The sequence below is a fragment of the Clostridium sp. AF35-15 genome, from assembly GCF_003477745.1.
Taxonomy (GTDB): Bacteria; Bacillota; Clostridia; order Lachnospirales; family Lachnospiraceae; genus Otoolea; species Otoolea fessa.
The window spans coordinates 25,010-39,040 of record NZ_QUDY01000009.1 but is presented as its reverse complement, the minus strand read 5'-3'; the positions used below and the strand labels follow the sequence as shown (position 1 = coordinate 39,040).

The 14,031-nt window shown below is 49.8% G+C and carries 8 protein-coding genes; 7 read left to right on the top strand and 1 reads right to left on the bottom strand.

Annotation, left to right across the window (positions count from 1 at the left end):
• Positions 1–260: 260 nt before the first annotated feature.
• The 4 genes from DWZ76_RS10900 (at position 261) to DWZ76_RS10885 (ending at position 8,726) form a co-directional block, all read left to right on the top strand.
• Entirely contained in the window at positions 261–2,078 is a 1,818-nt protein-coding gene (locus DWZ76_RS10900) for a VanW family protein (protein ID WP_243017816.1), read from the top strand.
• Positions 2,079–2,424: 346 nt separating this feature from the next.
• Positions 2,425–5,961 (top strand): pyruvate:ferredoxin (flavodoxin) oxidoreductase, encoded by a 3,537-nt coding sequence (nifJ, locus tag DWZ76_RS10895; protein ID WP_118472655.1) that lies wholly within the window; start codon positions 2,425–2,427, stop codon positions 5,959–5,961.
• Between the two features lie 298 nt (positions 5,962–6,259).
• Entirely contained in the window at positions 6,260–7,183 is a 924-nt protein-coding gene (locus tag DWZ76_RS10890; protein ID WP_118472654.1) for an alpha/beta hydrolase, read from the top strand.
• Between the two features lie 145 nt (positions 7,184–7,328).
• Entirely contained in the window at positions 7,329–8,726 is a 1,398-nt protein-coding gene (locus DWZ76_RS10885) for a nucleobase:cation symporter-2 family protein (protein WP_106999933.1), read from the top strand.
• Positions 8,727–8,872: 146 nt separating this feature from the next.
• On the opposite strand, the gene DWZ76_RS10880 is transcribed toward DWZ76_RS10885, so the two are convergent.
• Complete coding sequence (locus tag DWZ76_RS10880; protein WP_118472653.1) at positions 8,873–9,997, bottom strand: NTP transferase domain-containing protein; 1,125 nt, start codon at positions 9,995–9,997, stop codon at positions 8,873–8,875.
• Between the two features lie 148 nt (positions 9,998–10,145).
• Between DWZ76_RS10880 and DWZ76_RS10875 the strand changes: the two genes are divergently transcribed.
• From DWZ76_RS10875 to DWZ76_RS10865, 3 genes are read left to right on the top strand one after another with little or no spacing between them, the layout of a single operon-like run.
• Positions 10,146–11,009, top strand: coding sequence for an FAD binding domain-containing protein (locus tag DWZ76_RS10875; protein ID WP_118472652.1), 864 nt, complete (start codon positions 10,146–10,148; stop codon positions 11,007–11,009).
• Between the two features lie 59 nt (positions 11,010–11,068).
• Positions 11,069–11,545, top strand: a complete 477-nt coding sequence (locus DWZ76_RS10870; RefSeq protein WP_107000403.1) for a (2Fe-2S)-binding protein — start codon at positions 11,069–11,071, stop codon at positions 11,543–11,545.
• Positions 11,542–13,854, top strand: a complete 2,313-nt coding sequence (locus tag DWZ76_RS10865) for a molybdopterin cofactor-binding domain-containing protein (protein WP_118468604.1) — start codon at positions 11,542–11,544, stop codon at positions 13,852–13,854. Before DWZ76_RS10870 ends, DWZ76_RS10865 begins: the two co-directional genes overlap by 4 nt.
• The last annotated feature ends 177 nt before the right edge of the window (positions 13,855–14,031 follow it).

Here is a 14,031-nt window from a genome sequence, read left to right as displayed (position 1 = left end):
CTGCAGTTTGCCAGTGTGTAAACAGGAACAAAAATGATTGTTTACATCAGATATATTTGAAAGAAGAAGCGTTATACAAAAAACAGAGCGGCTGTGGAAATTTGTACCAGGAAAAGGTTGTGGGGATCAAAAAAATTTATAAGTTAATTTAAGAATTATGTTATTTTCTTTTCCTAGAATTGTGCTATACTGTAGCAGGGATATTTTCAAATAAACACATATAATAAAATTTCATGGAAAAGACGGACAGGTGATGGAAAATGAGTGAGTACAACAGAAATTCTTCAGGAGGAAGGAATTTTGAACATAGAGGATTGGAGGGCGGAACGCTGAGTTCGTACAGCCGTGCCGGACATAGCAGTACCGGGCATCGTTCGTCGTCCGGAACATCCAGCCATACAAAAAGTACAGATGCGCACACAAGCACGGGACGCCGGGATACTGCGATGAACCGGGCGGCAGCCGGTCGGAGTGGGCATACTTCCGGGCGTTATAAAAAGAAGAGAAGAAACCGTCTGGATATTACACAGATCCTTTTGATCGTGATCGGTGTCCTGGCGGTTATCCTGATAGCGGCGATTGCCTCCCGCGGGTGCGGTGGGGGCAGCGCGGCAGGCGGGGCGACCGAATCGGATGCCGTACAGGAGAGTACCGTGGCAGATGGAGCGGTGACCGTCAACGGCGTCAATATTTACGGAATGACGCAGGAGGAGGCGCGCAAGGCGATCCTTGATTCATTTGACTGGAAGATGAAGGTCAAATACGAGGACAAAGAGGCCGACGTCACCAATCTGATGGCGGATAAAGTTGATCAGCTTCTCGAGGAGATCTATGCAAGTGATCTGAAACCGGGTGAGACATATGAAATCAACACGGAAAATATGATCGAGGATGCCAAGGCAGAGGCAGCACTGATTGCCGGAAACTGGAACATGGCAGCCAAGAGCGGCGGTATCTCCGGTTACAATAAGGAAACGGGCAAGTTTGAGTTCAGCGAGGGCACCAAGGGACTTGTCATCGATCAGGACAAGCTGGCACAGGCGATGGTCGATGCGATTGACAAGAAAGAGTTTGATGCCGTTCTGACCGCAGAGACGAAGGAAGTCGCAGCGGATTCGTCGGTACAGGATAAGTACAAGACAATGTCCACCTACACAACCACGACGACCTCCAACAGCAACCGAAACGAGAATATCCGTCTGGCGGTCGCAGCGTTAAACGGAACGATTGTCAAACCAGGACAGGAATTTTCCTTTAACAATACGACCGGTGCGAGAACCGAAGAAAAAGGCTACAAGCCGGCAACCGCATACTTAAATGGCGAGGTTGTCCAGGAGCCAGGCGGCGGCGTCTGCCAGGTATCTTCGACCTTATATAACGCGGTTGTATTTGCGGGGCTTAAAAGTACGGAGCGCCACGCACACAGCTACGAGCCGTCCTACGTTACACCGGGCGAGGATGCGGCAGTCAGCTACGGCGGACCGGACTTCAAGTTCGTCAACAACTCGGAATATCCGCTGGCTATCAAGGCAAGCTTCAGCGCATCTGATCGAAAACTGACGATCGCACTGTATGGAGTTCCGATTCTGAAAGAGGGTGTCAAGATTCGTATGTCTTCTGAGAAGACAGGCGAGATTGATCCGCCGTCTGCGGTTTATACCGAGGATGGTTCCCTGCAGCCGGGTCAGGAAGTGCAGACAAAGGCAGCGACTCCGGGCAGCCGCTGGTCCACGGATCTGGTTACCTATGAGAATGATAAAGAAGTGAGTCGTGAATTTTTTCACAATAGCAGCTATCGTGGAAAGGCAGCGCAAATCAAACGTAACAGTTCCGCTACTGTAGCGACCAACGCAACGGAGACAACGGCGGCAGCAGAGAGCACCGCAGCTGAGACAAATGCAGCTAATGAGAGCACAGCGGCACATGAGACAACCACAGCGGCACCGTCCAGCCCTGACGGCGAGACAAAAGCTCCGACCACGACAGCGGCGGCATCCAACGAAGGACCACAGGAGACAACTCCAGAGCCAGAGGAAACGAACCCGGTTGTGGAAGCAAATGGACCTGGAAGCAATTAAAATCAAGGCAAAACTAAGGTGAAATATAGAAAGTGCTGTAAGATAGATTGCAAAAATGAATGATAAAAGGGCATTCAAGCGGCATTTGAATGAAAAGCACCGCTGGATGGAGAGTCTTTCTTCATCTGGCGGCGCTTTTTTTCATATTTTATGGTTTTATCGACTATCTGAAAAAACAGTAGACAGCTTTTTTGTAATTGTTCGAAAAATAATACCGGATATAAATCAAATTTATTTGCATTTTGACGAGAATTTGTTATAATATTATCAGGTAAATTTCCAGGACAATCTATTTGGGGAGATTTATTACTGAATACATTCACTATCAATAGGAGGAATATTCATTATGGCAAGAAAGATGAAAACCATGGATGGAAACCACGCAGCAGCGCATGCTTCTTACGCATACACCGACGTGGCAGCTATCTATCCGATTACCCCTTCTTCTCCGATGGCTGAGGCTACCGATGAATGGGCAACAGACGGAAGAACCAATATTTTCGGCCACACAGTTCAGATTACAGAGATGCAGTCTGAGGCAGGTGCAGCAGGTGCAGTACACGGATCTCTGGCAGCAGGTGCGCTGACAACCACGTACACCGCTTCCCAGGGTCTGCTTCTGATGATCCCGAACTTATACAAAATTGCAGGTGAGCAGCTCCCGGGCGTATTTAATGTTTCTGCTCGTGCACTGGCCAGCCATGCGTTATCCATCTTTGGTGACCATTCTGATATTTATGCGTGCCGTCAGACAGGCTGCGCGATGCTGTGTGAATCCAGCGTACAGGAAGTTATGGATTTAACCCCGGTTGCACATCTGGCATCCATCAAGGGCAAGATTCCATTCATTAACTTCTTTGATGGTTTCCGTACATCCCATGAGATTCAGAAGATCGAGACCTGGGATTATGAAGATCTGAAAGATATGGCAGATATGGATGCAATCGATGCATTCCGTAAGAATGCACTGAACCCGAACCACCCGTGTCAGCGCGGTTCTGCTCAGAACCCGGATATCTTCTTCCAGGTAAGAGAGGCTTGCAACCCGTACTACGATGCACTTCCGGCGATTGTTCAGGAATACATGGACAAGGTCAATGAGAAGATTGGCACAGACTACAAGCTGTTCAACTACTATGGCGCTCCGGATGCAGAGCACGTTATCATCGCAATGGGTTCTGTCAACGATACCATCGAGGAGACGATCGATTACCTCGTAGCAGCTGGAAAGAAAGTCGGCGTTGTAAAGGTTCGCCTGTACCGTCCGTTCGTAGCCAGCGCACTGGTAGACGCTATTCCGGATACAGTTAAGCAGATTTCCGTATTAGACCGCACCAAAGAGCCAGGTTCCCTTGGCGAGCCGCTTTACCTTGATGTAGTAGCAGCATTAAAGGGTACAAAATTCGATCAGACTCCGATCTTCACAGGTCGTTACGGACTTGGTTCCAAGGATACCACACCGGCTCAGATCGTAGCTGTATATGAGAACACAACCAAGAAACAGTTCACCATCGGTATCGTAGATGATGTTACCAACCTTTCCCTGGAGCTTGGCGCACCGCTTGTTACCACTCCGGAAGGAACTGTAAACTGTAAGTTCTGGGGTCTTGGTGCCGACGGTACTGTAGGTGCAAACAAGAACTCTATCAAGATCATCGGCGATAATACCGATATGTACGCACAGGCTTACTTCGATTATGACTCCAAGAAATCTGGTGGTGTTACAATGTCCCACCTTCGTTTCGGTCATAAACCGATCAAATCCACCTACCTGATCCACAAGGCAAACTTTGTTGCCTGTCACAACCCGGCTTACATCCGTAAGTACAACATGGTTCAGGAACTGGTTGACGGCGGTACATTCCTGTTAAACTGCCCGTGGAACATGGAAGAGCTGGAGCAGCACTTACCGGGACAGGTTAAGAAGTTCATCGCTGACCACAAGATTAAATTCTACACCATCGACGGTGTTAAACTGGGTATCGAGACCGGTATGGGTCCGACCCGTATCAATACCATCCTTCAGTCCGCATTCTTCAAGCTGGCAAATATTATTCCGGAGGAGAGAGCGATCGAACTGATGAAGGCTGCTGCAAAGGCAACCTACGGTCGTAAGGGCGAAGATGTTGTTAAGAAAAACTGGGCTGCTATCGATGCAGGCGCTCAGAACGTTGTAGAGATTCAGGTTCCGGAAAGCTGGAAGAACGGCGAGGACGAGGGACTTGAGATGACTCACGCAACCGAGGGAAGAGCAGACGTTGTTAAGTTTGTCAATACCGTTCAGGCTGCTGTCAATGCTCAGGAGGGTAACAACCTGCCGGTATCTGCATTTACCGATTATGTAGATGGTACAACTCCGTCTGGTTCCGCTGCATACGAGAAACGTGGTATCGCAGTCAATGTACCGGTTTGGAATCCGGACAACTGTATCCAGTGTAACTTCTGTTCTTATGTGTGCCCGCACGCAGTTATCCGCCCGATCGCGATGACCGAGGAAGAGGCTGCTGCCGCTCCGGAAGGAACAAAGACACTGCCGCTTACAGGTATGCCGCAGTACAAGTTCGTGATGACTATTTCTTCTCTGGATTGTACCGGATGTGGTTCCTGTGCAAATGTCTGCCCGGGCAAGAAGGGTGAGAAAGCACTTACGATGGTAAGTCTTGACAAGAATCTGGAGGCTCAGAAGGGTTATGACTACGGTCAGACACTTCCGATCAAACAGGATGTCATTGATAAATATAAAGAGACAACCGTTAAGGGAAGCCAGTTCAAACAGCCGTTACTTGAGTTCTCCGGCGCTTGTGCAGGATGCGGCGAGACTCCGTACGCAAAACTGATTACTCAGCTGTTCGGCGATCGTATGTACATTGCCAACGCAACCGGATGCTCCTCTATCTGGGGCAACTCTTCACCGTCCACACCTTACACCATGAACAAGGCTGGCAAGGGCCCGGCTTGGGACAACTCCCTGTTCGAGGACAACGCAGAGTTCGGTTATGGTATGCTTCTGGCTCAGAACGCAATCCGTGACGGCTTAAAGGGTAAGGTTGAGGCTGTGATGGCGGCAGAACAGGCGACCGATGAAGTGAAAGCAGCTTGCAAAGAGTGGCTGGATACTTACGGAATCGGTGCATTGAACGGCGCAGCTACCGACAAGCTGGTAGAGGCTCTGGACGGCATCGACTGCCCGAACTGCAAGGATATTGTGAAGAACAAAGACTTCCTCGCTAAGAAATCCCAGTGGGTATTCGGTGGCGACGGTTGGGCTTACGATATCGGTTTCGGCGGTGTTGACCACGTACTTGCTTCCGGCAAGGATATCAACATCATGGTATATGATACCGAGGTTTACTCCAACACAGGCGGACAGTCCTCTAAGGCAACTCCGACCGGTGCAGTTGCACAGTTCGCAGCAGGTGGTAAAGATGTGAAGAAGAAAGATCTTGCTTCCATCGCTATGAGCTATGGCTATGTATACGTTGCCCAGATCTCCATGGGTGCTGATTATGCTCAGACTGTTAAGGCAATCGCTGAGGCAGAGGCATATCCGGGTCCGTCCTTAGTTATTGCATATGCTCCGTGTATCAACCACGGTATCAAGAAAGGTATGGACAAGGCTCAGACCGAGGAGAAACTGGCGGTAGAGTGCGGTTACTGGCACAACTTCCGTTACAATCCGGCTGCAGAGGACAAGAAGTTCACTCTGGACAGCAAGGCACCGACAGGTGACTACCAGGCATTCTTAAAGGGTGAGGTTCGTTACGCATCTCTGGCTCTGAAGAATCCGGATAGAGCCGGCGCGCTGGATGCAAAGAACGAGGAAGAGGCAAAGGCTAGATACCAGTACCTGAACAAGCTCGTTACTCTGTATTCAAACAATTAATGAATCACTGATTCATGAATATATGACATACGATATATAAAACGTATGACTGCAGAAGCTCCGTCGAAAGATGGAGCTTTTGTTGTGTAATAGAAAATTCCTTGGAATTCCCTATTACACAACAAGGCACATTCTTTTTTTAAGGGGGAAAATCGTATAATAGAGTGTTTTTGTGGTATCCTGTATATGAAAAGGATCTGAAAATTATATGCTTCAATAAAACAGGAAAATAAAAAATATTTCAGGCAATGTTGAGAGAGCTAATTCGGTATAGCATTTAGAAAGCGGGGAAATCAGGATGGCACAGGGCAAAGATTTTTATATTCCATTTCAGAATGGGAGCGGCAGAATCCATGGCATCTGCTGGGAGCCGGAGGAAACACCGTGGGCGGTCATTCAGGTGGCGCACGGTATGATCGAGCACATTGGCAGATACGAAGAATTTGCACAGGCGATAAACCGGGCGGGGATTGCGGTCATCGGGCACGATCATCCGGGACATGGACGGACAGCAAAACCAGGGGAATTAGGCGAGTTCGCGGAGAAAAATGGTGTCCGCCGCGTGAACGGTGCGATGGCGCAGGTGGCACGTTTTGCGAAACACAAGTTTCAGGGCATTCCGCATATTCTTCTGGGGCACAGCATGGGTTCGTTTTTTGGACGCCGTTTTATCACGCATTATGGAGAATGGCTGGACGGCGCAATTTTCATGGGAACCGGAAGCCAGCCGGAACCACTTTTGTGGCTGGGCGGAACCGTCGTGGCAGCGGCAGCGTGGCTGGAAGGAAGAAATGGACGAAATGAGCGGCTGCACCAGCTGGTTCTTGGAAGCTATAACCGCTATTTTGAAAAAGGAAAAACGGAACATCAATGGCTGTCGCGCGTGACGGAGGAGGATGAAAAATACGAGGCGGATCCATACTGCCAGTTTTTATTTACCGATGGGGCATTCGTCGATTTTTTCCAGGTCATGCTGGATTTGAAGCGGAAGAGAGGCTTTGATGGAATTCCGAAAAATCTGCCGATTCTGCTGATATCGGGAGAGGAGGACCCGGTCGGAGAAGGCGGACGCGGTGTGCGGCGCGCGATGGAAGATCTGCAAGAAACCGGATGTACCAATGTGGCGATGCAACTTTATCCGGGGGCAAGGCATGAACTGTTTCATGAGACCAACCGGGAAGAGGTATTTGGTGATATTGTGGACTGGGTAAGTAAATTATAAGTAATACTTATAACTTACTTAATGAAAAATAATATACAAATGAAAAAACAATCTTTACAGTTCATATGCTTTTTTTTATAATTGAGAATGTTTTGGAAACTGAGTAAAAAGGTAGTTTTAAATTGGGTACAGGGAGAGAAAATCTATGGAAAATGAAAAGAAATTTACGGGACCTGCCTATGAGTTTGAGGCGAAGATGCCGTTAAAACAGGCGATTCCGCTGGGACTGCAGCACGTGCTTGCGATGTTTGTCGGTAACCTGACACCACTTCTGATCATCACAGGCGCCTGTGGTATCACGGGCGGAAACGATCTGGCACAGCTGCAGATCGAGCTTCTGCAGAATGCGATGTTGGTGGCGGGACTGATCACGCTGCTGCAGTTATTTTCGGTTGGTCCGGTCGGCGGCAAGGTTCCGATTATCATGGGAACCAGCTCTGGTTTCATCGGTGTATTCAACAGCGTGGCGGCTACGATGGGCGGCGGTATTTTAGCGTACGGCGCCATTATGGGTGCTTCGATCATCGGCGGTCTGTTCGAGAGTGTGCTTGGATGCTTCTTAAAGCCGCTTCGCCGATTTTTCCCGTCGGTCGTAACAGGTACGGTCGTTCTTTCGATTGGTCTGTCATTGATCGGGGTCGGCGTCAATTCCTTCGGCGGCGGCAGCTCGGCGCAGGACTTTGGTTCCATGGAAAATATGCTGCTTGCTATTTTTGTCCTGATTGTGATTCTGGCAGTGAAGCACGGAACGAAGGGATATTTAAGTTCTTCCTCGATTCTGGTCGGAATTATTGCCGGTTATGCTGTAGCATTCATCATGGGTCTGGTGCTTCCGCACACGGGCATTGCAGCGGACGGAACCGAATATACCAAAGCATGGGTATTAAACTGGGATAAGGTAGCACAGGCGAGCTGGATCAGCATTCCGCCGATCGTCCCGGTTAAAATTGTCTTTGATATGCGCGCAATTTTGCCGGTTCTTATCATGTTTATTGTAACCGCTGTTGAGACGGTCGGAGATATTTCCGGTGTCGTTGAGGGCGGTATGGACCGTGAGGCGACCGATAAAGAGCTTTCCGGCGGCGTTATCTGCGATGGACTTGGTTCCAGTATTGCGGCGCTGTTCGGTGTTCTTCCGAACACTTCGTTCAGCCAGAACGTAGGTCTGGTTACAATGACAAAGGTAGTCAACCGCATGGCACTTGCAACCGGTGCGGTGTTCCTGATTCTGTGCGGTCTGATTCCGAAGCTGGGTGCGATCGTTTCGATCATGCCGCAGTCGGTACTGGGAGGCGCAGCGGTTATGATGTTCTCTTCGATCGTAGTTAGCGGTATTCAGCTTATCACGAAAGAGAAGATGACTTCACGCAACCTGACCATCGTCTCTGTTGCACTGGGTGTTGGTTACGGCATGGGTGCACATGCAACCATCCTTTCCAAGATGCCGGAAGCAATTCAGCTTGTATTCGGCGGATCTGGTATCGTTCCGGCAGCTTTCATGGCGATTATCCTGAATGTGCTGCTGCCGAAGGATGAGGCGTAAGAAATAGGAAGATTAGAAAAAGGTCATAGGTACATAAAAATATAAGATCCATCTATAAAATATGGAATGTATGGCTGAAAGTGATACGTAGATTGATAAAAAGGGACTGGCATCATGCTGCATGTGTGATGTCAGTCCTTATAGTTTTATTCGATTGTTACCAGATTCTCCAGGCGTTTGAGCTCCTCCGGCGTGTCTACATCCATCAATTCCTCCGGCACTTCGGCAGTCACATACTGGACAACGTCCGGATGCTGGCGGAGAACATGGCTTCCGCCAGCTTTTTCCGGTAGATGGAGCAGTTCGTCAAAATATGCCCGGTCGAAGAGAATCGGGCTTCCGACGGTGGTTGAGACGGAAGGTTCGGGAGAAGCCGTCATTTGGATGCTGCAGAGCTGTACGATCGGTGATTTTTCTGCAATTCCTGAATTTTGAGGCAATTTTGATTCCAAAATGGTAAAATCAGAATCTGGGAAAACAGATTCAGAGTGACCTGGTGATATTTTGCATTCGAGATAGCGCCGGCATATCCGTTCCAGTGTCCGTGGACGCAGAAGCGGCTGATCGCCGAGTGCAAAGAGACAGCCTGATAAATCCGGGTGCCTTTTTAACATGTGTGTAAGTCCCAGGCAGAGCGCCTCGTTCCGATTGGGAAGTGTATGAATCAGCACCGGAATTCCCAGGGACTGACAGTAATCGTGAACCTCCCGGGAGCGCGTCACAACGAGACGATCGGCAAAGAGCGGAACAGAACCGGTCACATCCAGTACCGAGTGGATGAGCGGAGCACCGTGGAACGAAGCCATGAGCTTGTTCGAGCCGAAACGTTTTCCAAGACCGGAGGCCATAATGATGCAGGCGATCCGGACCTCGTTTGAATTTTGCAAACAAGTGAAAGAGGACGTTTGTGTTCCAGAAGAGAAAAAAACAGATTTCCGCCTGCAAAAAAAATCTTCATATAACTGTTGTCCACTCTCCGTACACGCATCCCGATATGCCTCATACTTAGCCAGAAACTCCCTCGCCTCCGCCGTTATCTGGCTGCCACCGCCGCCTTTTCCGCCGGTGGTGCGGACGGTCAGCGGAAATCCAAGTGTGGTTTCGGCATCGCGGATAATCCGAAGTGCCTTTGTATACGCCATATTCATGGACAGAGCGGCGGAGCGGAGCGAGCCGGTTTCATCGATGGCATGAAGAAGCTGACGAGGACCTTCGCCAAAGAAACGATGGTTTTCGTCATTGCAGAGGTAGGTACGGATGGATGGTTTCATAGTTTTTATCAAATCCTCCTAATCTTTTCTGGAAAAAGGGGTCTCGTTGTATTTTAAAAATAACAACGGAATTATACCATGTTTTATGCTATAATAAAAGATGGATAATTTTGTTATTTAAGAAATAGATGAAAAAGAGGAAAAACCTATGATGACGATTCGAGAATATAAACGGGTAGAAAGCCTGGAGGAAGCCTGGGAGCTGAATCAGAAAAAAGCGAACCGGGTGATAGGCGGTATGATCTGGCTGAAGATGAGCCGGGGCAATGTAGGAACCGCGATTGATATTTCAGGGCTGGGGCTGGATCAGATAGAGGAGACAGAGGATGCGTTTGAGATTGGCGCGATGGTTACCCTGCGCCAGCTGGAAGAACATCCGGGATTGGCGGCATACACAGATGGTGCCATGCGCGAGTCGGTGCGCCATATCGTCGGCGTGCAGCTTCGGAACCTGGCGACAGTCGGAGGCAGTATCTATGGCAGATTTGGATTTTCAGATGTCCTGACGATGTTCCTGGCGATGGACACCGAAGTGGAACTTTACAAAGCTGGACGGATGCCGTTGGTGGAATTTGCAAAACAGATCGGCGGTCGGGACATTTTAGTCAAATTAATTGTCCATAAAGACAAAGCCGTATATCACTACCAGTCTGTGCGGAATACGCAGACTGATTTTCCAGTGCTGACCTGTGCGGCGGCGAAACGGGCGGATGGAGCATATCGTTTTAGCATCGGTGCACGTCCGGGGCGTGCTGTGTTGTTCGAGGCATCAGCGGAGACAATACAGGCGCTTATAGAGGAAAAGCAAAAGGCTGAAACAAAAGCAGATGCGGATGCCGATACCAGAGAAAAGCAGGACAAGACGCAGACCGGGAAGAAAGCAGCCTGTCTTGCAAAGTGGATCCGTGATCAGGTTCAGACGTCTTCAAATATGCGCGGCAGCGCTGAATACCGGAAACATTTAACCGGTGTTCTGATAAAGCGGGCGGTGCGTGTGCTGGAAGAGTGCTAAACGAAATAGGACAATAAAATGATCGTATAACAGTATGAATATTAGGAGATTCACATATGATGCAGATAACGATTACTCTAAATGGAACGAAGATTTCCCCGGAGATTGAACCGGATACGCTTCTGATTGATCTGGTACGCAGTCAGGGCTGTTACAGTGTCAAGCGCGGCTGCGAGACGGCAAACTGCGGACTCTGTACCGTATTTCTGGATGAAAAACCAGTGCTTTCCTGTTCCGTGCTGGCGGCGCGGGCGGACGGTCACAGCGTGACGACGCTGGAAGGACTCCAGGAGGAGGCAAAAGAATTTGGCGCATTCATTGCCGATCAGGGAGCCGAACAGTGCGGCTTCTGTAATCCGGGCTTTATCATGAATGCGCTGGCGCTGTTCCGGGAAAAAGAGTTCCCGGAGGAGGATGAAATCCGCGAATATCTGGCAGGAAACCTGTGCCGCTGTTCCGGTTATGAAGGACAGCTTCGCGGCATTCTGGCATTTTTAGACTGGAAGAGAGAAAAACAGAAGGAGGCGGCAGAATGAGAGTAGTCAATACTTCTGTACGAAAAAAAGATGCGATGCAGCTGGTAACCGGACAGCCGGTTTACGTGGATGATCTGGCGCCGCAGGACTGCCTGATCGTCAAACTTCTGCGTTCCCCGTATGCGAATGCGATGGTAAAAACGATCAACACCGCGATCGCAATGAAAGTTCCGGGCATCGAGGCAATTTATACCTGGGAGGATGTGCCGCAGGATGCAAAGCGCTACACACAGGCGGGGCAGACATACCCGGAGGCGAGCCCGTATGACCGTCTCCTGATCGACCGCCATGTCCGTTTTCAGGGCGATATCGTGGCGATTGTAGCAGGAAAAGATGAAAAATGTGTCGATAAAGCACTCCGCCTGATCAAGGTACAGTATGAAGTCTTAGAGCCGGTTCTGGATTTCCATACGTCAAAGGACAACCCGATCCTGGTTCACCCAGAGGACAACTGGGAGAGTCTTGCTCCGGTCGGCGCAGACAACAAGCGCAACCTCTGCGCGCACGATGAGTGCGGCAACGGGGATGTCGAGGCGGTTTTAAAGGACTGCGACATCGTGATTGATCATGTATACCACACAAAGCCGTGCCAGCAGACGATGATGGAGACATTCCGTACCTATTGTTCGATCGATACCTACGGAAGATTAAATATTTTAAGTTCCACGCAGATCGTGTTCCACTGCCGCAGAATCGTGGCAAATGCGCTTCATATCCCGAAGTCGATGGTGCGCGTGAGCAAGCCGAGAATCGGCGGGGGTTTTGGTGCGAAGCAGACGGCGGTCTGTGAAGTCTATCCGGCATTCGTTACCTGGATGACGAAAAAACCGTCGAAGCTGATTTATAGCCGGATGGAGGCACAGACGGCGTCTTCGCCGCGCCATGAGATGGAGATGCATGTGCGTCTGGGCGCGATGAAGGACGGCACGATCCGCGGCATCGATCTTTACACATTGTCCAATACCGGTGCTTACGGCGAGCATGGACCGACAACCGTTGGGCTGTCAGGACACAAATCGATCCCGTTGTATGGAAGTGTCGAAGCATTCCGCTTTATCAGCGATGTTGTCTATACGAATATCATGTCGGCAGGCGCGTACCGTGGCTATGGTGCGACACAGGGACTTTTCGCGATCGAGTCGGCGGTCAATGAGCTGGCAGACCAGATTCAGATGGATCGCTTTGAGATCCGCCTGAAAAACATGGTTAAAGAGGGCGATCTGATGCCAGCATATTATAATCAGGTTAATACAAGCTGCGCACTCGACCGTTGTGTAAAAAAAGTGCGTGAGATGATCGGCTGGGAAGACAAATATCCGGTGCGTGACATGGGCAATGGCAAGGTCCGCAGCGTCGGCATGGGTATGGCGATGCAGGGATCGGCAATCACGGCGATGGATGTCGGAAGTGCCCGTCTCAAAGTCAACGACGAAGGGTTCTATACATTGTCGCTCGGAGCGGCAGATATGGGAACCGGCTGTGACACGATTCTGGCGCAGATTGCGGCGGAAGTGCTGGAATGTCCAATCGACGCGATCACGGTGCTGGGCGCGGACACGGATTCATCCCCGTATGACTCAGGTTCTTATGCATCGAGTACGACCTATCTGACCGGAAAAGCGACCGAACGGTGTGCGCTGCGCCTGCGTGAGCAGATCTGTAAACTGGGTGCAGAGCTTCTGGGCGTCCCGGCGGATGCAGTGGAATTTGACGGAAAAGAGGTATTCACAACCGAAAAAGCCGGGGATGAGACGAAGAAGATCGCTCTGGCTGATATCGCAACGGCATCCATGTACGGGCATGAAATTCCGCTGGAGGTAACCGAGTCGAGAACCGCCCACATTTCCCCGCCTCCGTTTATGGCAGGTGCGGTTGAGCTTGAGATTGATATGGAGACAGGCGAAACCAGCGTTATTAATTATGCGGCAGCGGTAGACTGCGGTACACCGATCAATCCGAATCTGTCCCGCCTGCAGGTTGAGGGCGGTCTGATGCAGGGAATCGGCATGGCGCTGACGGAAAATATTACCCGCAATGCACAGGGTGGTGTGCGTGAAAATTCCCTGATGCAGTATAAGATTCCGACCCGGATTGACTATGGACATTTAAACGTTGAATTTGAGAGCAGTTATGAGCCATCTGGTCCGTTCGGAGCAAAGTCGATCGGCGAGATTGTTATCAACACGCCGCTTCCGGCGATTGCTGATGCGGTGTACAATGCAGTCGGAAAACGATTCTATGAGCTTCCGATCACGCCGGAGCAGATTGCACGCGCGGCGGCAGAGAAGCTGGGAGAAGATTTTATTTAAAGAGATAGATTAAAAACAAAAAGCTGCAGCAGAATGTTATATGTTAGCATTTTGCGGCAGCGTTTTGTTTTTTTTGTGCGCACAATGTCAATTAATTAGTGTCATAGTTCTAAGCTGTTTTGGCTTGCATTCTGCCGCAGGTCTATATATAATGAAAGAGTGAATATCTATTTTAGG